The sequence below is a fragment of the Mycobacterium montefiorense genome (assembly GCF_025823255.1).
Lineage (GTDB): Bacteria > Actinomycetota > Actinomycetes > Mycobacteriales > Mycobacteriaceae > Mycobacterium > Mycobacterium montefiorense.
Genome location: NZ_JACKVL010000007.1, coordinates 108,448 through 132,121, shown reverse-complemented (window position 1 = coordinate 132,121; position 23,674 = coordinate 108,448). Strand labels below are relative to the sequence as shown.

At 64.3% G+C, this 23,674-nt stretch carries 20 protein-coding genes and 2 pseudogenes; 11 read left to right on the top strand and 11 right to left on the bottom strand.

What is annotated here, in order from left to right:
* Nucleotides 1–135: 135 nt before the first annotated feature.
* Complete coding sequence (locus H7K34_RS05275) at nt 136–840, bottom strand: class I SAM-dependent methyltransferase (RefSeq protein WP_264060973.1); 705 nt, start codon at nt 838–840, stop codon at nt 136–138.
* 389 nt (nt 841–1,229) lie between these two features.
* On the opposite strand from H7K34_RS05275, the gene H7K34_RS05270 reads away from it, so the two are divergent.
* Complete coding sequence (locus tag H7K34_RS05270; RefSeq protein ID WP_264060971.1) at nt 1,230–2,087, top strand: proline iminopeptidase-family hydrolase; 858 nt, start codon at nt 1,230–1,232, stop codon at nt 2,085–2,087.
* On the opposite strand, the gene H7K34_RS05265 is transcribed toward H7K34_RS05270, so the two are convergent.
* From H7K34_RS05265 to ychF, 6 genes are all read right to left on the bottom strand, one after another.
* On the bottom strand, nt 2,084–3,295 hold the full coding sequence (locus H7K34_RS05265) for a cytochrome P450 (protein ID WP_264060743.1): 1,212 nt from the start codon (nt 3,293–3,295) through the stop codon (nt 2,084–2,086). The two genes, H7K34_RS05270 and H7K34_RS05265, sit on opposite strands and share 4 nt — an antisense overlap.
* Before the next feature lie 270 nt (nt 3,296–3,565).
* Complete coding sequence (locus H7K34_RS05260) at nt 3,566–3,928, bottom strand: hypothetical protein (protein WP_264060742.1); 363 nt, start codon at nt 3,926–3,928, stop codon at nt 3,566–3,568.
* Between the two features lie 107 nt (nt 3,929–4,035).
* Nucleotides 4,036–4,434, bottom strand: coding sequence for a VOC family protein (locus H7K34_RS05255; protein WP_264060741.1), 399 nt, complete (start codon nt 4,432–4,434; stop codon nt 4,036–4,038).
* 186 nt (nt 4,435–4,620) lie between these two features.
* On the bottom strand, nt 4,621–5,445 hold the full coding sequence (locus H7K34_RS05250; RefSeq protein ID WP_264060740.1) for a MerR family transcriptional regulator: 825 nt from the start codon (nt 5,443–5,445) through the stop codon (nt 4,621–4,623).
* A gap of 25 nt (nt 5,446–5,470) precedes the next feature.
* Nucleotides 5,471–5,836: a nuclear transport factor 2 family protein gene (locus H7K34_RS05245; RefSeq protein WP_264060739.1), complete on the bottom strand. Its 366-nt coding sequence runs from the start codon at nt 5,834–5,836 to the stop codon at nt 5,471–5,473.
* Nucleotides 5,837–5,929: 93 nt separating this feature from the next.
* Nucleotides 5,930–7,003, bottom strand: a complete 1,074-nt coding sequence (gene ychF, locus H7K34_RS05240) for a redox-regulated ATPase YchF (protein ID WP_108924488.1) — start codon at nt 7,001–7,003, stop codon at nt 5,930–5,932.
* Nucleotides 7,004–7,135: 132 nt separating this feature from the next.
* Here ychF and H7K34_RS05235 point away from each other — a divergent pair, with 132 nt between their 5' ends.
* On the top strand, nt 7,136–8,299 hold the full coding sequence (locus tag H7K34_RS05235; RefSeq protein WP_264060737.1) for a DUF6542 domain-containing protein: 1,164 nt from the start codon (nt 7,136–7,138) through the stop codon (nt 8,297–8,299).
* Between the two features lie 55 nt (nt 8,300–8,354).
* Here H7K34_RS05235 and H7K34_RS05230 read toward each other — a convergent pair.
* Nucleotides 8,355–8,505 (bottom strand): annotated as a pseudogene (locus tag H7K34_RS05230) (4-hydroxy-3-methylbut-2-enyl diphosphate reductase); the annotation flags it as partial.
* Nucleotides 8,506–8,913: 408 nt separating this feature from the next.
* Here H7K34_RS05230 and H7K34_RS05225 point away from each other — a divergent pair.
* Nucleotides 8,914–9,467 (top strand): annotated as a pseudogene (locus H7K34_RS05225) (PPE family protein); the annotation flags it as partial.
* A gap of 3,512 nt (nt 9,468–12,979) precedes the next feature.
* Here the strand turns inward: H7K34_RS05225 and H7K34_RS05215 are convergent.
* Nucleotides 12,980–13,978, bottom strand: coding sequence for a 4-hydroxy-3-methylbut-2-enyl diphosphate reductase (locus H7K34_RS05215; RefSeq protein WP_264060736.1), 999 nt, complete (start codon nt 13,976–13,978; stop codon nt 12,980–12,982).
* 89 nt (nt 13,979–14,067) lie between these two features.
* Between H7K34_RS05215 and H7K34_RS05210 the strand changes: the two genes are divergently transcribed.
* From H7K34_RS05210 to H7K34_RS05190, 5 genes are all read left to right on the top strand, one after another.
* Complete coding sequence (locus H7K34_RS05210; RefSeq protein WP_264060735.1) at nt 14,068–14,652, top strand: lipid droplet-associated protein; 585 nt, start codon at nt 14,068–14,070, stop codon at nt 14,650–14,652.
* The gene (xseA, locus tag H7K34_RS05205; RefSeq protein ID WP_264060733.1) at nt 14,649–15,908 is read left to right on the top strand and encodes an exodeoxyribonuclease VII large subunit; all 1,260 of its coding nucleotides are present in this window, start codon (nt 14,649–14,651) and stop codon (nt 15,906–15,908) included. The genes H7K34_RS05210 and xseA overlap by 4 nt, the downstream gene beginning before the upstream one ends.
* Nucleotides 15,898–16,146: an exodeoxyribonuclease VII small subunit gene (locus H7K34_RS05200; protein WP_264060732.1), complete on the top strand. Its 249-nt coding sequence runs from the start codon at nt 15,898–15,900 to the stop codon at nt 16,144–16,146. Before xseA ends, H7K34_RS05200 begins: the two co-directional genes overlap by 11 nt.
* Before the next feature lie 77 nt (nt 16,147–16,223).
* The gene (locus tag H7K34_RS05195; protein ID WP_264060970.1) at nt 16,224–17,330 is read left to right on the top strand and encodes a 3-beta-hydroxysteroid dehydrogenase; all 1,107 of its coding nucleotides are present in this window, start codon (nt 16,224–16,226) and stop codon (nt 17,328–17,330) included.
* A gap of 74 nt (nt 17,331–17,404) precedes the next feature.
* Complete coding sequence (locus H7K34_RS05190; RefSeq protein WP_264060731.1) at nt 17,405–18,553, top strand: AI-2E family transporter; 1,149 nt, start codon at nt 17,405–17,407, stop codon at nt 18,551–18,553.
* On the opposite strand, the gene H7K34_RS05185 is transcribed toward H7K34_RS05190, so the two are convergent.
* Both H7K34_RS05185 and H7K34_RS05180 read right to left on the bottom strand, forming a co-directional pair.
* A complete protein-coding gene (locus tag H7K34_RS05185; RefSeq protein ID WP_264060730.1) occupies nt 18,534–19,331 on the bottom strand; it encodes a dienelactone hydrolase family protein in 798 nt (265 codons plus the stop codon). The two genes, H7K34_RS05190 and H7K34_RS05185, sit on opposite strands and share 20 nt — an antisense overlap.
* An 11-nt stretch (nt 19,332–19,342) precedes the next feature.
* Entirely contained in the window at nt 19,343–20,014 is a 672-nt protein-coding gene (locus H7K34_RS05180) for a DUF4245 domain-containing protein (RefSeq protein ID WP_264060729.1), read from the bottom strand.
* A gap of 80 nt (nt 20,015–20,094) precedes the next feature.
* On the opposite strand from H7K34_RS05180, the gene glpX reads away from it, so the two are divergent.
* Genes glpX through H7K34_RS05165 form a run of 3 tightly spaced genes read left to right on the top strand, consistent with a single transcriptional unit; the run spans nt 20,095 to nt 23,670 of the window.
* Entirely contained in the window at nt 20,095–21,180 is a 1,086-nt protein-coding gene (gene glpX, locus H7K34_RS05175; protein WP_264060728.1) for a class II fructose-bisphosphatase, read from the top strand.
* A gap of 31 nt (nt 21,181–21,211) precedes the next feature.
* Nucleotides 21,212–22,615: a class II fumarate hydratase gene (locus H7K34_RS05170; protein WP_264060727.1), complete on the top strand. Its 1,404-nt coding sequence runs from the start codon at nt 21,212–21,214 to the stop codon at nt 22,613–22,615.
* Nucleotides 22,616–22,632: 17 nt separating this feature from the next.
* The gene (locus tag H7K34_RS05165) at nt 22,633–23,670 is read left to right on the top strand and encodes a hypothetical protein (RefSeq protein ID WP_264060726.1); all 1,038 of its coding nucleotides are present in this window, start codon (nt 22,633–22,635) and stop codon (nt 23,668–23,670) included.
* Nucleotides 23,671–23,674 lie beyond the last annotated feature (4 nt).

The window sequence follows — 23,674 nt, the reverse complement described above, 5'->3', positions numbered from 1 at the left end:
GAACTCGAAGACCTGCTATGGCCTTGGGTTGAGACACACTGCCGCGCAGGATAAGCGAGCAGGCCCTGCGTCTCGGTGCGCGACCGTCACCACTTGCGGAGTGGGGATTAGAGCAGTGGCCGCCACCGGTCGACTTCAAAGTTTCGAACCGTCCTTGCGGAATGTGACTCGCCACAATCGTCGGGGTAGCTCGCCTTCTTCGAAAGCGTGCACCTCGTCGCACACCCACCCGTTGGCCAGGTCATCGAGAAGCTGTCGAGTGAAGAAGTGGACGGCGAAGCCACCGGACTCAAAGATGTCGTCACCGTGGCTGTTGCCAGCGCGGTAGTGCGCATCTCCACTGTGCCGGACGGTAAACACGAACATTCCGTTAGGACGCAGCACCCTGTGGATCTCGTCGACGATGCGGTGAATCTCGCTGGTACTCAGTGCCATACATAGCGCCATGTGCGCATAAACCGCGTCGACGGAGCTTCTGCTCAGCAGCAGCGGTTCTCGAATATCGTGAACGAATGCCTGAATTCGTGGTTCCAGGTCTGCCGACCTGGCATCGCGCCGGATCTGCGCGACCGCGACACTGCTGAAGTCTGAGGTCAACACCGTGAATCCCTGCTTTGCGAAATATAGGGCATCGCGACCGTGGCCTGCCGCCAACTCGAGTACCCGTTCAGCCCAGCAGCTTTGAAGGCGCGCGCGGCGTATACACCTGGTGCCGAAGGCGCAAAGCCATACATATGCGGATGAGCTTGATAGGTATCCTGCCAGTGTTGCCGCTGGGCCGCGCTCAGATTCATTAGATCCCCTACCGCTAGTAGAACTGCAGACCCAGTCCAATCGCATCGGGTAGGCACTATCGCTTGCAGCCCTGGTGATTTCATTAATGAGGCGTAGCTTCGGACTAACAAATCCGTCGAAGCCCTCGCAGCCAAGTGTAAGCGCGCCGGGTTGCGGATACACGGTGCGATGTACCGCGTAAGGATGCGAAATTATGAACTGGCACAACGATATTACGAATATCTCGACTATATGCTCGATACCACGAGCTCAGTTGAAGCCGGACGATCTGGACACTTCAGAGTTCTGCGGCCGCAAAAGCTGTCTTCTGCAAGGTAATTCCTAGCGATCGAAATAGCGACGCCCCCTTACTGAGAATCTATGCTAGACGTCATGACCCACGAAATTCCCTGCAGTACAGCAGATACCAAAAAATAGACCACGTAATGAATCGATTGGAAGGGACGGCTGCCGTCCCTGGCGGGAACGTCTGGTTCAAGCTCATTGGGGGCGGGAGGGGACTACCCCTGCTGGTCATTCACGGTGGGCCGGGGTTCCCCCACAACTACCTCGGCTCGCTGGGGCGACTGGCCGACAGTAGAGAGGTCATCTTCTGGGATCAGCTTGGCTGTGGCAGATCCGAATCACCGTCTAATGCCGAGCTGTGGACGATGCGCCGCTCTGTGGCAGAGCTCCGTGCCGTTATCTCAGCGCTCAACTTAGATCGGTTCCATCTCTACGGTCATTCCTTCGGCGGCATGCTGGCGCAACAATACGTACTCGACGCGCCGCCTCAGGCGGTTAGCTTGATCCTTTCGAACAGCCTCGCGTCGATGCAGAAATTTGCGCAAGACGTTGCGTATCTGAAGTCGCTGTTGGACCCGGCAACGCAATCGGTCATCGATCATCACGAGTCCGCGGGCACGACCGACTCCGACGATTACCAGGCCGCCTGCAAAACCTGGTTTGAGACGTACATCTGTCGTGTGCTTCCTTGGCCGGCAGAGCTCGAGCACTCCATTAACAACGTCGGAGTTCAGATTTACGAAACGATGTTCGGACCAAGCGAGTTCAGCATCAACGGAAATCTTCGAACCTGGGACATCCTCGACCGTTTGGCTGAGATTTGCCTGCCAAGCCTCATCATCGCCGGCACCTTCGACGAGTGCACCCCTGACCACATGTGGGAAATGCATCGGCGCATCAAGGGGTCACGGTTTGCGTTGTTCACTGGCAGCGCTCATATGCCCTTTATTGAGCAGCCAGAACGTTTCGATCGATGCATGCGGGATTTCCTTAGCGCGCATGACTAGTCGTTCAGGCAGCTCCGCGGCCCCGGTGTGAACTCGACGGGAAGCGAGGTGATAGCCATCAATGTTCCACCAGACAAGCCTGCCTCCACGACCGGGCCGACTAGGTGGAGATCCGGTAAGCGCCGCAGTAACGTGCGGACACCGATCCGAATCTCGGCGCGGGCCAAGTGTTGTCCAACGCAGTAGTGAATGCCTGCACCGAACGCGAGATGCGGCTTGCGCGCTCGGTCGATGTCAAAGGCGTCGGGATTGGGAAACTGACCCTCATCCCGGTTGGCGGCCCCTACGTTCAACATCAGCCGATCTCCGCGGGTGAACTGCACATCACCGATGGTTGTGTCGCTGCACACGGTCCGGGCGAAAAGCTGCAGCGGTGTCGTCAGGCGAAGGCTTTCTTCAATTGCGCGCCCTAGTGTTGAGTCGGACTCGGTCACTTCAGCAGCCAGACCCGGATATGCCAAAATGTGGCGCAGCGTTCCTGCGATGCCTGTCGACGTTGAGTGGTGACCACCTACCAGGAAGGCTGTCATAATCCGGGTGACCAAATCGCTGTCAATCGCTACTCCGCCAATATTGCCTTGGGCTAACTTCGTCAAGTAGTCGTCGCGGGGCGCACGGGTGCGCAGCTGAAGTTGACCGTCGATGAAGGTCGAAAACTCTTGCCACGCTGCGTCAAACGTTTCTGTGCCAATGCTGGTGAAAAGGGTCATACCCAGCTGGCGGACATCGGCCGCCTCCCCCTGGTCGAGTCCCATCACGCGGCAGATCGCGATGGCAGGCAGTGGATCGCAGAACTCGGACGCCAGATCTGCCGAACCTCGGGCCACGAAGTGGTCGATCAGGTGATCGACGATCTGCTGGATAGTCGGAGCGAATGCGCGGACTGCCCGCGGATTGAGCGGATCTTCCATCAGTTCTCGCAGCACGGTGTGATCCGGGGGATCGTCCTCTAGCGCTGGTATTTTTGGAAATCCGTTCTGCGGGATGAAGATTCCCTCAGCGCTAGAGAAACGGGCGTTGTCATGCAGTGCGCCACGGACGTCGTCGTAGCGGTTGACATAGTCGAAGCCGCCATAGCGCTCGCTGTGAGCGATCGGACAATGTTGAAGCATGTCCTTGTAGAGTTGCCGCACTTCCGTAGCCGGAACTGATGAGTCGGTATGGTCGAATGCCGCCGTCCGCGTCGGATCCTGACTGCCGAAAACCATCGCTGCCCAACTCCTCTCCTGCGCGCAGCACCGGTTACGGTTCGCGGGCAAGCCATCAAGCATCGAGACACAAATTCCGCAATCGGCCGAATACTCGTTCCAATAGAGCCGCGGCATAGTACATTTCGGTGTACCCTGCATCGGCGGAATCACTCCACCATATCGCCGCCAGCGAAACCCGGCCACTCGCCTAGCATGCGAATAATCGCAATTTCCGATTCGGAAATCTGATCCTGATCATAAGCCGACCAAACGTGGCGAGGCACTCGGTTAGATCGGAGTCCATACTCCGTTGTCGAAAAAGCCCCACGCGCCGGAGGTCGGGTTCCACATCAGGTGCGCCTGAGGCGCCCACGCGGGTGCAGGCGGCTGCGGCGGAGCCCAGGGCGGCGGCGGTCCCCAGGGCCCCCAGCCCGCCGGTGCCGGACCCTGCCAGTCGTGGCACTGATTCCAGTCCCAGTGATAGCTGGTGCCCCAGGCCGGGTCCCATTGCTGACCAGGACACCAGTGATTGCTGGGCGCGGGAGCCGGAGCCGCCTGGGCGACACCGCTGGCCAGCGTCAATGCGGACAACGCCACCCCGCCTTGCGCCAACAGCCGAACCCACGGTCTGGTGTGCTTTACCGTCGCCATCCCCTAAGAATGGTCGGCCGGCGGCGTCGCCGCTAGTGTTCGACCCACTGCGCGCGATCGACCCGGCTCGAACACCGCACCGAAGTACTGGGTGTCGGCGTCGGCCATCAGACTCCGAACTTGGCGCGAGCCTCGTCCGTGACCGGGGTGAACAGATTGACCAGGTTTGCATCCGGGTCCCGAAACAGCAGGGCACGGTTACCCCACGGCATCGTCGTCGGCTCGGTCACAACTTCGCCGACGCTCCCCCGGAGCCGCTGATACTCGGCGTCCACATCCTCGACGATGAACTCGATGATCGCGCTGCGGTTGGCGGCCGGCTCGGCCGATCCGGCCCCGAACAGCGCGACAGTCTTGTCGCTACCGATGGCAAGCGCGCCCACCGGTGTTGGGATCTCGGCGAAGAGTTCGTTTCCCCAGACAGCCTTGATTTCGGTGACCTTCTCGTAGAAGGAAACGAGCCGATTGACATCGGCTGTGATGATCCGGGTCGAGACGAATTTCACGACGGCTACTCCTATCGCTGCGGCAGGGTTACGGCGACCGATGCCGAGATCCTGCCCAGCACGTTAACCGTGCGCTACGACTATTCGAGATTCTCAACGCCTCTTGGCAACTGCTAGACGTTGAACCGGAATTCGACCGAATGTCGTTGCCGAACAACTGAGCAGAGGTATTCCACCGCGGCCAGTTCATGCCCTGGGCGTGAGGATGTCGGTGATGGGCCAGGCGACTTCGGTTTTCCACTGAGTCTCGTCCGCAGTGTGCGTGTGATCGCAGTGGTAATACTCACGGATGCCTGGTCCGACGGCGAGGCCCTGGCCGGCGATGTAGCTGCCCAGCTTGGCGTAGGCGAGATCGATGTCGGCCATTGTGCCGTGATGAATCGTCACGGCTACCTCCGCGGCGGGCACCAGGAGGGGTTGGACGGGCCCCAGCTGCCGTGGTGTGTCGACGGGAACGAAGACGGTGGCCTGGCCCGGTTCGTGCCGGAACAGGCTTTCGTCGTATATCCCGCCGGCAGGCCCGGTTTGGTCGACCCGACCGGTACAAACGGCCGCGCGAACATCGTGTAGGGCTGCGCGCCACCATTTTTCGACGTCGATGGGATCGACGGTGGCGGTGATGGCGACCGCGGGAATGGTCGACTCTGCGCGCCGGTTGACGGGGTCCGTGCTCGCCGCGTTGTTCAGCAAGGCACGAAGCGAATTGACCGCGGCTTTCGTCTCGGCCAGCTCGGCCTCGAGGTGATCGATGTGGGCTGCGATCAAGGATTCGCGTTCGCGGGCGTTCTGAGCGACGAGAACGTGTCGGACGTCGGCGACGGGCATCCTCAGGTCACGTAGTCGTCGGATCAGCTGAGCGGTCGGCAGTTGGTCGAGCGAGTAGTAGCGGTATCCCGTCTCGGAATCGACGTCTATCGGTTCGAGTAGTCCGACGTGGTGGTAGTGGTGCAGCGTCTTGACGCTGAGGTGGGTCATCGTGGCGAACTGCCCAATGGGAACGATGGCACTCATGGCGGCTCCGGATCAGAAGGGCCGGTCAATACTGCGGTTGGGTGTTCTTGATGATGAGCAGGCTGACGATCTTGCCGTGACGCAGCCGGAAATAGTTCGTCATGACCAGCGGATTGGGTAAACCGGTCTTGTCGTAGTCACCGTCGTAGTGGCACCGGACGCACAACATACCGGCGTTGTCGACGATCTCGACGGGGTCGACCGTGACGCGGTCGCCGACGAACTCCTTGGCGATGAACGCGCGAATATGATCACTGCCCCAGAACTCCCGCGAGACGTCGTTGACGAGCGCATCGTCGGCGAATGTGTCCATGATCGCGTCCACATCGAATTTGTTGATCGCGGCGATGTGGGCGGCGATCACGGGGTCCATTGCGAGCTGTGCAGTCATTGCTTTCCTCCTTGGCATTCTGACGCCGAACGTCCGTCGAACACCAGCCTGGGCCCTCCCGTTACAGGAGAGTCAAGGTCGTGAGACTGCTATCTACACATTGAACCGGAATTCGACTACGTCGCCGTCGGCCATCACGTAATCCTTGCCTTCCATCCGGACCTTGCCGGCCGCCTTGGCCGCCGCCATCGACCCGGCCTCGATCAAGTCGTCGTAGGACACGATTTCGGCTTTGATGAAGCCCTTCTCGAAGTCGGTGTGGATCACCCCGGCGGCCTTGGGCGCGGTGTCGCCTTGATGAATCACCCACGCCCGCGACTCTTTTGGACCCGCCGTCAGGTATGTCTGCAATGCCAGCGTGTGAAAACCGGCTCGCGCCAACGCATCCAGTCCGCGCTCGGTCTGCCCGATGGATTCGAGTAACTCCGCGGCAGACTCGTCGTCAAGCTCCTGCAGTTCGGCTTCGATCTTCGCGTCGAGGAACACCGCGTCGGCCGGTGCGACCATCGCGCACAGCTCGGCCTTGCGGGCATCGTCGGTCAGCACGGACTCGTCGGCGTTGAAAACGTACAAAAACGGCTTGGTGGTCATCAGGTTGAGCTCGCGCAGCAGTGCCGCGTCGGCACCGGCCGCAAACAACGTCTTGCCAGAGTCCAGCACGGCCTCCGCAGCGACGGCCGCTTCGTGCACGGGCTTGCGTTCCTTGTTGTTGCGGGCTTCCTTCTCCAGCCGCGGGACGGCCTTCTCCAATGTCTGGATATCAGCGAGTATCAGCTCGGTTTCGATCACCTCGATGTCGGAACGGGGATCGACCTTGCCGTCGACGTGCACGACGTCGTCGTCGGCGAACACCCGCACCACCTGGCAGATCGCGTCACACTCGCGGATGTTGGCCAGGAACTTGTTGCCCAGGCCAGCGCCCTCGGAGGCGCCCTTCACGATTCCGGCGATGTCGACGAACGTCACTGGCGCCGGCACGGTCTTCTCTGATTCGAACAGCTCCGCCAGCTTGTCCAGTCGCGGATCGGGCAGCGCTACGACGCCCTCATTCGGTTCGATGGTCGCAAACGGATAGTTGGCCGCCACCACGTTGTTCCGGGTCAGCGCATTAAACAGGGTCGACTTGCCCACGTTGGGCAGGCCCACAATTCCCAGGCTCAGGCTCACGGGGAACCAAGTTTAGGGCTCCGCGCCAGGCTCGGGCGCCGCGGATCAGGTAGTGCGCGGCGGGATGGCACGCCCGGCAGCCCTAACAAGGTATTTACGGGCGTTTTCCCCCATTGCCGGTACGGTCTACATGTGTCAGCGCAGCGGGGAACCTCGGCAGTAGAAGCTGCCCATCGCTCGATCCACCCCGGCATTGCGGGTGCGCCGTCCTGGATAGCGCTGCTCATCGCCATTACCGCGACCGCTATCGGATATGGAATCGACTCCGGCTCCGGCCACAAGGAGCTGACCGGCATCTTCGCCGGCTTCTATATAGCGGGCTGTTTGGCAGGGGTGCTGGCGGTACGCCAAGAAGGCCTGTTCACCGCGATCATCCAGCCGCCGCTGATACTTTTCTGCGCGGTGCCCGGTGCCTACTGGCTGTTCCACGGGGGCAAGATCGGCAGCCTCAAAGACCTGCTGATCAACTGCGGCTATCCGCTCATCGAGCGCTTCCCGCTGATGCTGGGCACCGCCGGCGTCGTGTTGCTGATCGGCCTGATCAGGTGGTACTTGGCGACGTTGCAGCGAACGCCCGCGGCGGCCGACGCGACCGAGGACAACGCGACCGCTGTCACCAAGGAACAGTCGTCCATCGTCCGGGCGATCAGCGCGAAACTGAATTCGCTGTTGGGCGTCGCGTCGTCCGACGACGAGGACGACGAAGAAACGTCCACCGACTCGCGGCGGAGCTCGGCGAGAACCGGTCGGGCGGCGCGCAGCGCAAGGCCCGCGACGAGTTCGGCCCGAAGCCGGTCCCGGCACGCCCGCCCGTCGCCGGAAGACGAGTACGACCCCGCCGACGAGCGGGCACGCCGGCGCCGCCAGCCACCGCCTCGTGACTACGACCCCGCGGACCCGCCGCGCCGCCCGACGCGGCGACGGCCGCCGACCGATCCCGACCAGCGGGCCCAGTCGCGCGAAGGCCGTCGGGATCCGCGCAGCCGCCGCAGTCCCTACGAGCGCCCGGCGCCACGCAGCGGTCGCTACGACGGGTACGACAGGTACGAACCGCCCGTCTCGCCGGATTCGTACAGCAGGTTCCAGTCCTATCAGCCTTACGAGTCCTATCAGCCCGCCCCGGACCCCCGACGCCGCCATGCCGGCACGAACGGCACGGATTCGACGCATCACCCGATTTCGCAGGTTCGCTACCGCGGGTCAGGTCCTTCGGACGAGCACCGCGGTGAGCCACGCGGCCGATCACGGGCGAATGGCCGGCCGCAGGGACGACCCCCGGCCGAATCCTGGGAATAAGCGCCCAGGTCGTTACGCCGACCGGGCTGTGAGGCCGGTTAGAGCAATGAGCGGATTTTCGGGGCAGCGCAAATACCAGCGTCTCCTGGGCCGTCGTCACCGGTTGCACGATGTCGAAGCCGGCCTCGGCCAGCCGCTCCAGCACCCCGGGCACCGGAGACTGACGCACCCGAGGTGGCCCCGACCTTGGTGACGCCTCCCAGCCACCATTTCCGCTATGAACTCGATCGGAGTTTTCGATTTGCTATTGGCGGAGCACAACTTTGGGTCTAAGGCGTGCTGCCGAGATGGCTCGATGTTAGCCATCGCGGCGAACTTGCCACCAGAACTGCCGTGTTCGACAGCCGCACAAGCATGCCCCGCCACCACCCCGGACCAAAACCGTAAACAAGGGATATAAAGCCCTTTGGAGAGTGTGTGGTCTGCGTTACACTCGCCAGCATTCCCTTGGGCGTGCGGCGGGCGATCGGGACGTCATCACCCACGCTCTAGTTTCACCTTGAGTTGACCGCAAGTGGGGCATTCATCCGCAGGGATCGAATCACCGCATTTTGCTAAGGGGGGTAATTGTGGTGGATTTCGGTTTGCTACCGCCGGAAATCAACTCTGGTCTGATGTACGCCGGACCCGGACCCGGACCGATGCTGGCAAACGCCGCGAGCTGGGAAACACTGTCGGTCGAACTGGAATCCGCAGCCGCCGGCTACTCCACCCAGATCACAGAGCTAGCCGGGCAGACCTGGTTTGGCCCCTCATCAATGCAGATGGCCGCCGCGGCCGGCCCCTACGTGGAATGGCTACAGGCCAGCGCCGCCCAAGCCGGCCAATCCGCCGCCCAGGCCTACGCCGCAGCAGCCGCCTACGAAGCGGCCTACACCATGACAGTGCCCCCACCAATGATCGCAGCCAACCGCCTACAACTAGCCGTGTTAACCGCGACCAACTTCTTCGGACAAAACACCGCCGCCATCGCTGCCACCGAAGCCGAATACGCCGAGATGTGGGTCCAAGACGGTACCGCCATGTACGCCTACGCCGCCGACTCCGTGGCCGCCTCCACCCTAGAGACCTTCGATGAACCCCCCAAACCACCAACCAGAACGGCCAACTCAATCAAGCCGACGCCGTGGGCAAAGCCGCTGCCGACACCACCAGCCGCACCCAATCCCTGGCCCAGCTGACCTCTGCACCCGCCGAGCAGCAACTCAACGCCAACCTCGCCGCCAACGACATCGTCGTCAACCCCGGCGAAACCTACGAAATCCCCGCCGGCACCACCCTCACCCTCGCCAACGGCGACACCATCACCGTCAACGGCAACCTCATCCTCGAAGACGGCAGCACCGTCACCCTCAACGGCGGCATCATGACCGTCAACGGCACTGTCACCGTCAACGGCGGCACCGTCACCCTCAACGCCGGCACCGCCCTGACCGTCAACACCGGCGGCACCCTCACCCTCAACAGCGGCACCTTCACCGTCAACGGCGGCACCGTCAACGCCGGCGGCTCAGGCATCCTCACCGTCAACACCGGCGGCACCATGACCATCAATGGCGGCACCGTTACCTTTGATGCCGGCGGCGACGTCATCATCAACGGCGGCACTCTCAACGTCCAGTCCAGCGGAGTCCTTAACCTAACCCAAACCAGCACCTTCACCGTCAACGGCGGCACCGTCACCGACAGCGGCGCCATCAACGCTATGAGGGTTGACGTCACCAACGGCGGCACCCTCACCATCAACCCTGGCGCCACCTTCACCGCCGGCAACACCGTCACCGTCAACACCGGCGGCACCGTGACGATCGACGGCGGCACCTTCAGCGGCACCATCTCCGTCAACATCACGGGCGGCACTCTCGACGTCAACGGCGGCACCGTCAACGTCGGCGCCATCACCGTGAACACCGGCGGCACCGCCACCATCGACGGCGGCACCGTCACCGGCAACGTCACCGTCACCAGCGGCGGCACCGCCACCCTCAACAGCGGCACCCTCAACGCCCCAGTTATCACCGTCAACGGCGGCATCCTCGACGTGAACAGCGGCATCGTCAACACCGGCACCCAGGGCCTGGGCGGCATCTCCCTCACCAACGGCGGCACCTTCACCCTCGACGGCGGCACCGTCACCGACCTCGGCAGCCTGACGGTCAATCACAGCACCCTCGACATCAACGGCGGCTCCTTGACCGTCAGCGGCAGCAACATCACCGTCAACAACGGCGGCACCTTCACCCTCGATGCCGGCACGTTCACCACCAGCAGCCGCCCCATCACCGTCACCGGCGCCACCATCGACATCAACGGCGGCACCTTCAACACCGGCGGCACCGTCACCCTCAACACCGGCGGCACCATCACCCTCGACGGCGGCACCCTCAACACCGGCGGCACCCTCAACTTCAACGCCGGCAGCACCGTCACCGTCAACACCGGCAGCACCTTCACCACCGGCGGCAACGTCACCGTCAACACCGGCAGCACCGTCACCCTCAACGGCGGCACCCTCAACGCCAACAGCAACCTCACCCTCAGCGGGGGCACCCTCGACATCAATAGCGGCGCCTTCACCGCCAACAGCGGCGGCAACATCACCGTCAACACCGGCGGCACCGTCACCCTCGACGGCGGCACCTTCACCACCAGCCGTCCTTTCCTCGTGAACGGCGGCAGCTTCACCGCCAACTCCGGCGGCACCTTCAACGGCCCCGTCACCGTCAACACCGGCGGTAGCCTGACCGTCCAGTCCGGCGTACTCGTTGACGTCAACAACACCCTCACGCTCAACACCGGCACCGTCACCAACAACGGCACCCTCACCGTCAACGGCATCGACGTCAACGGCGGCACCTTCACCGCCAACAGCGGTAGCCTCACCGTCGACCCCGGCGGCACCGTCACCCTCGACGGCGGCACCTTCGACATCAACAGCGGCACCGTCACCACCAACAGCGACCTGCTCGTCAGAGGCGGCACCCTCACCCTTGACGGCGGCACCCTCAACACCAACGGCACCCTCAGTGTCAACAGCGGCACCCTGGCCGCCAGCGGCGGCGAACTCTCCGCCAACGGTCCCGTCTCCGTCAACGGCGGTGGCCTGACCATCGGACCGAACGCCATCGTCGACGTCAACAACACCCTCACCCTCAACACCGGCACCCTCACCAACAGCGGCACCCTCACCGCCAACGGCATCGACCTCAACGGCGGCACCCTCACCGCCAACGCCGGCACCCTCACCATCGACCCCGGCGGCGTCGCCACCATCGACGGCGGCACCCTCACCGCCAACGCCGGCACCCTCACCATCGACCCCGGCGGCGTCGTCACCGTCGACGGCGGCAATTTCATCGTCAACAGTGGCCTGACCATCGACAGCAGCAGCAGCCTTACCGTCGGTGCCGACGGCACCGTCGACGTCACCGTCAACGGCACCCTGACCGTCGACGGCACCCTCGACGTCAACACCGGCGGCACCCTCACCGTCGACGGCACCCTCACCATCGACGGCACCCTCGACGTCGCCAACGGCGCATCCGTCCAAGTCGGCGACACCCTGACGATCGACGGTGGCACGGTCACAAACAGCGGCACCCTCGTTGTCGACGGCGTAGACGTCAACGGCGGCGACCTCACCGTCAACGCCGGCACCCTCACCGTGAATGGCGGCGACGTCACCGTCAACGGCGGTGAGGTCACGGTCAACGGCGGCGACCTCTTGGTGGGCACCGGCGGTGACGTCTCCGTCAACTCCGGTGGCACAGTCACCGTCGACGGCGGCGTGCTGACTGTCCAGGGCGGCGACTTCACCGTCAACACCGGCGGCAGCTTCGGCGTCGGCGACGGCGGCGTCAGCGTTTTCAACGGCGGTACGGTCACCATCGAGGACGGCGCCACGGTCGGCGTTCTCGACGGCGGCACCGTCGACATCACCAATGGCGGCACCCTCAGCGTGGACACCGGCGGAGCCTTGAGCGTTGACGGCACCTTGAGCACCGACGGCGCCCTCGACGTCAACACCGGCGCCACCTTGACCGTCACCGACGGCGGCGTCGTCAACATCACCAACAGCGGCACCCTCACCGTCGACGGCACGTTGACCATCGACACCGGCACCGTCAACCTCGACGGCACCCTCGTCGTGAACACCGGCAGCAACGTCCTCGTCACCGACGGCGGGTTTATCGATGTGGACGGCGCTCTCACCGTCAACCTCGACGGCGTCATCACCGTCGCCGACGGCAGCACCATCGGCGTCGACGACGGAGTCCTGACGGTCAATACCGGCGGCACCGTCATCGTCGACGCGGGCGGCCAGGTCTTGCTCGACAACCCCGGCTCGTTGGTCCTCGGCGAGGGCGAGGTGATCACCGTCTTTTCGGGCGGCTCCGCCGGTCCCACCGGTCTGTTCGGACCCGTCACGATCGCGTTGGGCGCCCCGGTGCCGCCGGCAGCAACGGGAGGACTGCCAGGGCTTGGCAGCGCGTTGGCCTCACCGGGCCTGGCCGGAACCGCTGGTATTCAACCCCAGGTGGACCCCAGGGAAGTCAAGAAATTCATGGACACGCTGTTCCCCGACGACACACTCGAAGGCGTGCTGTGGTCCGACGACACGCTCGAGGACGCGCTGTCCACCTTCGTGGACTAACCAACCCAGCTCGCTGCTCTAAGGCACTAGAGCAGTGATCGGATTTCCCGGGGCAGCGCAAATACCAGCGTTTCTTGCGCCGTCGTCACCGGTTGCACGATGTCGAAGCTGGCCTCGGCCAGCCGCTCCAGCACTCCGCGCACCAAAACCTCGGGCACCGACGCCCCGGAGGTGACCCCGACCGTGGTGACGCCTTCCAGCCACGCCGGGTCGATATCGTCGGCCCAGTCGACCAGGTAGGAGGCCTGCGCGCCCCCGTTCAACGCCACTTCCACCAGCCGCACCGAGTTCGACGAATTGCGGGACCCGACGACGATCACCAGCTCGCACTCCGGCGCCATCGCCTTGACCGCGACCTGCCGGTTCTGCGTCGCATAGCAAATGTCATCGCTGGGCGGATCCTGCAGCTTGGGGAACCGCTGCCGGAGCCGCTGCACGATCTCCATGGTCTCGTCGACCGAAAGCGTGGTCTGCGAGAGCCACACCACCTTGTTCTCGTCGCGAATCGTCACGTGATCCACCGAGGCGACCCCGTCGACCAGCTGCACATGGTCGGGCGCCTCCCCGGCGGTGCCGATGACCTCCTCGTGGCCCTCGTGACCGATCAGCAGGATGTCGTAGTCGTTGCGGGCAAATCGCCGGGCCTCGTTATGCACCTTGGTGACCAACGGGCAGGTGGCGTCGATGGTGTGCAGGTTGCGTTCGGCGGCCGCGGCGTGCACCGTCGGCGCGACACCGTGTGCGGAGAACACCACGATCGCGCCCTCGGGGACCTGATCGGTCTCCTCGACGAACACCGCGCCAGCCTTTTCGAGGGTGTCGACGACGTGCCGGTTGTGCACGATCTCGTGGCGGACGTAGACCGGTGCTCCGTGCTTTTCCAGGGCGCGTTCGACCGTTTCGACAGCCCGGTCCACACCCGCGCAATAGCCACGTGGCTCGGCCAGAAGCACTCGCTTACGGGCCGGATCGGTGGCTACCGAGCTGGATGCGCCGGGAATCCCCATGTCGACAGTCGGTGGCATGACATCAAGGGTACTTTCTGCCGACACCGGCTTGCCAGCTCGCGGCGCTGGGCTTGGAGTTCGTCCTTGCGTAAGGCAATCTTGGACCCATGGCTACTGCACCGTACGGAGTTCGACTATTGGTCGGCGCGGCGACAGTCGCCGTCGAGGAGACCATGAGACTGCCGAAGACGATCCTGATGTACCCGATGACGGTAGCCAGTCAGGCGGCGCACATCGTGATGCGATTTCAGCAGAATCTGGCGGAGCTGGTGATCAAGGACGACTCGACCCTGGAATCCATTTTCCCGCCCAAGGACGAAAAGCCGGAGTGGGCCACCTTCGACGAAGACTCGGCCGATGCCATCGATGGGGCTTTCAGCGAATTGCCGGACGGCGCCGGGGGCGATCGCCGGGCTGAGGGGCGCCTCGCCCTGTACTCGGTTGCCGATGCCGCGCTGGATGCGGGCGCCCCAACTAAGCCGTCGGCACAATCCAAGAAGTCGATTGCGGAGCCGTCGGTGGCAGCCGAACTCGACTACCCGACATTGACACTGGCCCAGCTGCGGGCACGAGTGCAATCGCTGGGCGTCGACGAGCTCGAAGCCCTGCTGGCTTACGAGCAGGCCACCAAGGCTCGGGCACCGTTTCAGACGTTGCTGGCCAACAGGATCACCCGCGCGACCGCGAAGTGACCCGAGCGGCGAACGCGGAGGCGAACTCCGTCGAGAACCCGTTCCCGGTTCGTGCGGTCGCGATCAGGGTCGCCGGCTGGATCGACAAGCTGGGAAGCGTCTGGGTCGAAGGGCAACTGGCACAGATCAACATTCGCGCCCAGTCCAAAACCGTGTTCATGGTGCTACGTGATCCGGCCGCCGACATGTCGCTGACCGTGACGTGTCCGCGCGACCTGGTGCTCAACGCACCGGTCAAATTGGTCGAGGGCACGCAGGTGGTGGTCTGTGGTAAGCCCTCGTTCTACACCGGGCGCGGCACATTCTCATTGCGGCTGTCCGAGATTCGCGCTGTCGGCGTCGGCGAGCTACTGGCCCGCATCGACCGGCTGCGTCGGCTGCTGGATGCCGAAGGCCTCTTCGATCCGAGACTCAAGCGGCCAATCCCCTTCCTGCCGAACATGATTGGGTTGATCACCGGCCGTGCCAGTGCCGCCGAGCACGATGTCACCACGGTGGCCAGCACCCGTTGGCCCGCGGTGCGTTTCGCGGTGCGCAACACCGCCGTGCAGGGACCCAACGCGGTCGTCCAGATCGTCGAGGCGCTACGCGAACTCGACCACGACCGCGACGTCGACGTGATCGTGCTGGCCCGCGGCGGCGGCAGCGTCGAGGACCTGCTGCCGTTCTCCGACGAGACGCTGTGCCGCGCGATCGCGGCCTGTCGCACGCCGGTGATCAGCGCGGTCGGCCACGAACCCGACAATCCGCTGTGCGATCTGGTCGCCGATCTACGCGCAGCCACCCCCACCGACGCGGCCAAGCGGCTGGTTCCAGACACTGCCGCAGAGCAGCGAGGAATCCAGGACCTGCGCCGGCGCAGCGCGCAGGCGCTGCGCAATTGGGTGTCTCGCGAACAGCGCGCGCTGACCCAGTTGCGCAGCCGCCCGGTACTGGCCGAGCCGCTGACCGCGTTGACGGCGCGCGCCGAGGAGATACACCGCGCCCGCTCGGCGGTGCGCCGCGACATCACCCGGCTGGTCGCCGCGGAATCCGAACGCGTCGGCCACCTGGGCGCGCGACTGGCGACGCTGGGCCCGGCGGCAACCTTGGCCCGCGGCTATGCGGTGGTGCAGACAGTTCCCGCTTCCGAGCCAGCCGGTGCCATGCGCGTCCTACGCTCTGTGGACGAGGCGCCGGCCGGCACCCGGCTGCGGGTGCGGGTTTCCGACGGCGCCGTAGCTGCGGTGAGTGAAGGGCTGACCGATGGTCACTGACGACGACGGCGGCGGCGCCAAATCAGTTACGCCCGTTAGTCAACTTGGCTATGAATCTTGCCGAGATGAGTTGATCGAAGTCGTGCGCCTTCTGGAACAGGGCGGCCTGGACCTCGATGCATCGCTGACGCTGTGGGAAAGAGGCGAACAGCTGGCAAAGCGCTGCGAAGAACACTTAGCCGGCGCCCGCAAGCGCGTGGCGGATGCGCTAGCGTCCGGACAGGACGACGAGGCCTGAATCCGGCCGAATCCGCAGAACTTATTGAGCTATCTTTGCGAAATTGGAACGTGTTTCAGTAACACAGTGTCTCAGTTATCCTGTACGGCATGGGTGATGCATCATTGACAACCGAACTCGGCCACGTCCTGGTCACCGGTGGCTCTGGGTTTGTCGGCGCCAACCTGGTGACCACCTTGCTCGACCGCGGGTACTCGGTGCGTTCCTTCGACCGCGCCCCGTCGCCGCTCGCTGCGCATCCGAAGCTGCAGGTGCTGCAGGGCGACATCACCGACAAAGCCGTCTGCGCTGAGGCGGTGGACGGCATCGACACGGTGTTCCACACCGCGGCGATCATCGAGCTGATGGGTGGCGCGTCGGTGACCGAGGAATATCGCCAGCGCAGCTTCGGCATCAACGTCGGCGGTACCGAGAATCTGGTGGAGACCGGGCGCGCCGCGGGTGTGCAGCGATTCGTCTACACGTCATCCAACAGCGTGGTGATGGGCGGCCAGAACATCGCCGGCGGCGACGAGACCCTGCCCTACACTGCTCGATTCAATGACCTTTACACCGAGACCAAGGTGGTCGCCGAGCGATACGTGTTGTCCCAGAACGGCGTTGACGGCATGCTGACGTGCGCGATCCGGCCCAGTGGCATCTGGGGCCGCGGCGACCAGACGATGTTCAGGAAGTTGTTCGAGAGCGTGATCGCCGGCCACGTCAAGGTGCTGATCGGCCGCAAGTCGGCCCGCCTGGATAACTCCTACGTGCACAACCTGATTCACGGTTTCATCCTGGCCGCCCAGCATCTGGTGCCCGGCGGCACGGCGCCCGGTCAGGCGTATTTCATCAACGACGCCGAACCGATCAACATGTTCGAGTTCGCCCGGCCGGTAGTGGAGGCCTGCGGGCAGCCATGGCCGCGGATCCGGGTCAACGGGCCCATCGTGCGCGCGGCGATGACCGGCTGGCAGCGGCTGCACTTCCGGTTCGGAATTCCCGCGCCGCTGCTAGAGCCGCTGGCGGTCGAGCGGCTCTACCTGGACAACTTCTTCTCGGTCGCCAAGGCTTCCCGTGACCTGGGCTACCAGCCGCTGTTCACCACCGAGAAGGCACTTACCGAGTGCCAGTCGTACTACATAGATCTGTACCAGCAGATGGAACGCGAGGACCTGGCGGCCAAAGCCGCCGCCAAACGGTAGCGCGGATACTGCCGAAAACCACCGCCTCGGGCTAAGGTTGCGCTCAACGACGAGGTGGAGGACGGACGGCTCGTATGAACACCGAATTCACGCTCACTCAGAAGCGCGCCCTCGCGGTTTTCACGCTGATAGCGCTAGTTTTCGGCGCGTACTTCTTGCGCGACTACTTCGTGCTGATCGTCGTCGCCGCGGTCGGAGCGTACTTGTTCACGCCGCTGTTCAATCGGTTCAACCGCCGCCTCGGCACCGGCCTGTCGGCCGCCTGCACTTTGATGTCGGCGCTGGCCATTTTCATCGTTCCGGTCGGCCTCTTCATTGTGTTGGCCGTCGTCCAGATCACCCGCATGGTCGACAGCGTTTCCGGCTGGGTCAAGACCACCGATCCAAGCGAACTCGGCGGCAGAGTCCTACAGCTCGTCAATGACGTACTGGCCCGAATCCCCTTCCTGCACATCACGGTAACGCCGGAGATGTTGCGTAAGGCGATGGTCACCGCAGCACAGCACGCCGGTCAATGGCTGCTGCAATTCCTGCAGAGCGCCGCCGGCGGGATCGCGGGAGCGGTCACCTACGCGATCATCTTCTTGTATGTGTTCATCGCACTGCTGGTGCACCGCGAGAAGCTGCGCACGTTGATCGGTCAGCTCAACCCGCTCGGCGAGGAAGTCACGGATCTATACCTGAAGAAGACCGGCGCGATGGTACGCGGCACCGTGTTCGGTCAGTTCGTCATCGCGCTATGCCAAGGTGTCGCGGGCGCCGCGTCGATCTACATCGCCGGATTCCAGCACGGCTTCTTCATTTTCGCGATCCTGCTAACGGCGCTGTCGATCATTCCGCTGGGCGGCGGCATCGTGACGATTCCGTTCGGGATCGGAATGATCTTCTACGGCAACATCTTCGGCGGCGCGTTCGTGATTTTGTGGCATCTGTTGGTAGTCACCAACATCGACAACTTCCTGCGCCCGATCCTGGTCCCGCGTGACGCCCGGCTGAATTCGGCGCTGATGCTGCTGTCGGTGTTCGCCGGGCTCGCCATGTTCGGCCCCTGGGGCATCGTCATCGGGCCGGTGGTGATGATCCTGATCGTCACGACCATCGATGTCTACCTGGCGGTCTACCAGGGTGTCGAGCTGGTGAACCCGGACGACGAAGCGCCGAAGCGCCGCGGCTGGCTGCCGCGCCGGAAGGCGAGAGCAGGCGTTAAGTCAGCCGCGCAGTAAGGAATTCGACGACCCGCTTGCGGGCCTCGTAGGCCGGCTGACCTTCGAGTTCACGGACCTCGTCGGTGAGCACCGAGTGCGCCATCTTGCCGAAACCGTGTTCGTTGCCCGGGCGTGAATCGATCTCGATCACCTCGAACGCGTCCCCAAGGCGGTCCTTGAGCGCGGTGAATCGATTCCGCGGAGACATCCAGTCCTCGCTGAATCGCAAACCCATGGCGCACAAGCCCTCGTTGGCAGCGCGGTCGGCGATGGTGGTCAGCTCGGATTCGCTGAGTCCGGTGTCGCTGCGACGCGTCAGGCCAAGGGGCAGCGGTACCGACGGCTGGCTGAGCACCGGGGCCAGCACGCTGTCGTCGACCGCGGCGGCCAGCGCGAAGCCGCCGGTGAAACACTGGCCGATCACGCCGACGCCCTTGCCTCCCGCCGACGCCTTGAGATCACGGGCCAGCGCGCGCAGGAACAGCGACACCGGCCGCTGCTTGTTGGTCGCGAAGGCCGCGAATTCCTTTGCCACACAGGCCCGCGCGATCACCCCCGCCGTGTACCCGGCGGTCTTCGGGTGGCCCGGCACGCCGAACAGCGACGGGATGACGACGGTGAAACCGTTGTCCACCAAGTGATTACCCAGACCCAGCACCCCTGGATGGATCCCGGGTATCTCGGGGATCAGCACCACCCCGGGGCCGGTGCCCCTGCGATAGACGTCATGGGTGTAACCGCCACCGGTGAACGGTTCCGCGACCCATCCTGAGAGGTCCGCTTCGGGTGCTGTCACGCGAGTCGCTCCTATCGGCTTGTCGGCAGCGGCGGCTGTGACTGCGTCGCCGACGCCAGCGTACGGAACTGGTCGGTACTTCCGGCACCCGTGATCGCGATCTGGGCGGCACCACCCGGGCTGGTGAGCCTGGTCGTCCATACCGGTTCGGCGTCGGCACCACTTTCACCGGATCCGCGGTAGATGATCCAGTTCGTCCCCGAGACGTCGACCGTTCCGGTTGGATACGCCGAAGGATGAATCGAGCCGACCAGCTTGTCCTCGTCTGCGTTGCTCTGCGTCAGGCTCAAATACATTCCCGTCGGGCCGATGTACCCGACCGTCGAGGTGGCCGCGTTCAGCCGTTGGCTACCCGAGGATCGCCCATTCTCGATGCCGCCGCGGCCGCCGGAGTTGGCCTGCCAGCCTGCGGGTAGCAAGGGCAATCGGATGGGAAACCCCAGTGTCTGAGCATCCGCACGCAAGGCCGTCGCGGCGTCGTAGGACGGAATTGCTCCTTTGTTCGCCCCGGTCGGCCGGAAGGAACACATCCCGACCATGCCGGCCAGCAGGATGCACCCGATTACCAGCGGTGCCAGCGACCAGAACATGTCCCGACCGTCTTCGAGCAGCCGCGGTTTGGCCGGCCTGGGCGCGGGCACGGGCTCACCGGCCTCCTGCGCGTTGGGCTGCTCGTCGGTCACCCCTGCAGTATCCCAGCCCGCTGTCAACAGCCACAGCCCAGATCCAGCTGGCCGATCTGCTTCTGGGAGAATCAGCAACCATGACAGCATCGGGCAGCTCCGGTTCGTCTTCGACCGCAACCGCGGGCCCCGACCCGCAGGTACGGGCACGCCGCGAAGCCCCCGACCGCAACCTGGCCCTGGAACTGGTCAGGGTCACCGAGGCCGGCGCGATGGCCGCCGGTCGCTGGGTGGGTCGCGGCGACAAGGAGGGCGGTGACGGCGCGGCCGTCGACGCGATCCGCGAACTGGTCAACACGGTTTCCATGCGCGGGGTCGTCGTGATCGGCGAGGGCGAAAAAGACGAAGCACCGATGCTCTACAACGGCGAAGAGGTCGGCAACGGTGACGGCCCGGATTGCGACTTCGCGGTTGACCCGGTCGATGGCACCACACTGATGAGCAAGGGCATGCCCAACGCGATCTCGGTGCTGGCGGTGGCCGATCGCGGGGCCATGTTCGACCCGTCGGCGGTGTTCTACATGAACAAGATCGCCGTCGGCCCCGAAGCCGCGCACGTGCTGGACATCACCGCGCCGATCGCCGACAACATCCACGCGGTCGCCAAGGTTAAGGGCCTGTCGGTGCGGGACATGACCGTGTGCATCCTGGACCGGCCGCGGCACGCTCAGCTCATCGAGGACGCCCGCGCCACCGGTGCCCGCATTCGGCTGATCACCGACGGCGACGTCGCCGGCGCGATTTCCGCCTGCCGGCCCGACTCGGGCACCGACATGCTGGCCGGTATCGGCGGCACGCCGGAGGGCATCATCGCCGCCGCCGCGATCCGTTGCATGGGTGGGGCGATCCAGGCGCAGCTGGCGCCGCACGATGACGCCGAACGCCGCAAGGCGGTCGATGCCGGCTACGACCTGGACCAGATCCTGACCACCGAAGACCTGGTGTCCGGCGACAACGTCTTCTTCTGCGCGACCGGGGTCACCAACGGCGACCTGCTCAAGGGCGTGCAGTACTACCCCGGCGGCTGCACCACGCAGTCGATCGTGATGCGGTCGAAGTCGGGCACCGTCCGGATGATCGAGGCCTACCACCGGCTCTCCAAGCTCAACGAATACTCAGCGATCGACTTCACCGGCGACAGCACCGCTGCCTATCCCCTGCCGTAACCGCGATAACCCGACGAACAGGAACTAATTGATGGCCGAAAGCGGCGAATATCGCATCGAGCACGACACCATGGGCGAGGTACGAGTGCCCGCAAAAGCGTTGTGGCGAGCCCAAACCCAACGCGCCGTGGAGAACTTTCCGATTTCAGGCCGGGGGCTGGAACGCACTCAGATCCGCGCGTTGGGACTGCTGAAGGGCGCCTGCGCCCAGGTGAACTCCGACCTCGGGCTGCTGGCCAAGGAGAAAGCCGACGCGATCGTCGCGGCGGCAACTGAGATCGCCGACGGCAAACACGACGACCAGTTCCCGATCGACGTGTTTCAGACCGGCTCGGGCACCAGCTCCAACATGAACACCAACGAGGTCATCGCATCCATCGCGGCGGCCAATGGCGTCACGGTGCACCCCAACGACGACGTCAACATGTCGCAGTCGTCCAACGACACCTTCCCGACCGCCACCCACATCGCGGCCACCGAAGCCGCTGTCCGCCATCTGATCCCGGCGCTCGAAATACTGCACGACGCACTGGCAACCAAAGCCAGCGAATGGCACACCGTGGTCAAGTCCGGCCGCACTCACCTGATGGATGCCGTGCCGGTGACGCTCGGCCAGGAATTCAGCGGATATGCCCGCCAGATCGAGGCCGGGATCGAGCGGGTGCGCGCCACGCTGCCCCGGCTGGGTGAGCTGGCGATCGGCGGAACCGCGGTGGGCACCGGGCTCAACGCTCCCGACGGTTTCGGCGCCAAGGTTGTCGAGGCCCTGGTTGCTTCCACGGGATTGTCCGAACTACGCACGGCGGCAAACTCTTTTGAGGCACAGGCCGCGCGCGACGGCCTGGTGGAGGCATCCGGCGCGCTGCGTACCATCGCCGTGTCGCTGACCAAGATCGCCAACGACGTCGGCTGGATGGGGTCCGGGCCGCTGACCGGTTTGGCCGAGATCGGACTGCCGGACCTACAGCCGGGCAGCTCGATCATGCCAGGCAAGGTCAATCCGGTTCTGCCGGAGGCGGTTACGCAGGTCGCGGCGCAGGTGATCGGCAACGATGCCGCGGTGGCCGTCGGCGGTCTGTCCGGCGCGTTCGAACTCAACGTCTACATCCCAATGATGGCCCGCAACGTCTTGGAGTCATTCAAGCTGCTGACCAACGTGTCAAAGCTGTTCGCCGAGCGCTGCATCATCGGGCTGTCGGCCAATGTCGAGCACCTGCGCGAGTTGGCCGAGTCGTCGCCGTCGATCGTGACACCATTGAATTCGGCCATCGGCTACGAGGAAGCGGCTGCCGTGGCCAAGCAAGCGCTCAAGGAGCGCAAGACGATTCGCCAGACCGTCATCGCCCGCGGCCTGATCGGCGACAAGTTGTCGCTCGAGGAGTTGGACCGCCGGCTTGACGTGCTGGCGATGGCCAAGGTCAAACCAGCGAACTAAGTGGGGATGGTTCTGCAATGACGGTTCCTCCGGGCGGTCCCTACGGCCAGGATCCGTACGGAGCGAATCCGTATGGGCAGGGCCCCTATTGGGGTGGTTCTCCGCAGGGTGGTCCACCCCAGGGCCCGCCGCAAGGCGGCCCGCTGCCGTATCCGCAGGGCGGCCCCTACTCGGGGCCGCAAAGCGGCTCGTACCCCTATCCGCCGACCGGTCCGTTCATCAATCCCGCGGGCGGCGTGGACCCCTCGGCGCAGGGCTACCCCGGTCAGCCGTATCCGCCGCCCGGCCAACAGTTCCCGCCCGGCTGGCCACCCGGGTCCTATCCCCCCGGACCGCCGCCGACTGGCCCACGGTCGAACATGCCATGGCTGATCGTCGCCGGTATCGCGGTGCTTGGCGTCATCGCGCTGGTGGTGATTCTGGTGCTCAGCCTGGGCAACGGATCCAAGTCCCCCAAGGCCAACCCCTCGACCAGTTCGGTCGCGCCGACGTCGCAGCCCAGCGGGTCCGGGCAGACCGCAACCGATTGCACGCCGAACGTGTCCGGTGGCGACAAGCCGGCGGGCGGCGCCCCGATCAAGGCCGGCAAGTTGTCGTTCCCGGCGAACGCGGCACCCGGATGGATGCCGTTTTCGGACGACCAGAGTCCGAATCTGATTGGCGCAGTGGGCCTCGCGCAAGAGGTGCAGGGAGCCAGCCAGTGGGTAATGCAGGCCGAGGTCGCGGTGAGCAATTTCGTTCCGAGTATGGATGTCACCGCACAGGCGGCGAAGTTGATGAATTGCGTGGCCGAAGGTCCCGGCTATTCGAACGCCTCACCGACGCTGGGCCCGATTAAAAAGTCGTCGATGACGGTTGAGGGGATCAAGGCCGCCCGGGTGGACGCCAACGTCACGATCGCCGACCCCGCCCGAAATGTGAAGGGCGATGCCGTGACCATCATCGCGGTTGACACCAAGCCGGTCACTATCTTCCTGGGCGCAACACCCATCGGAGATACCGCCTCGGCGGGCATCCTCAACCAGGTGATCGGCTCGCTGAAGGTCTCGAAGTAGGTCG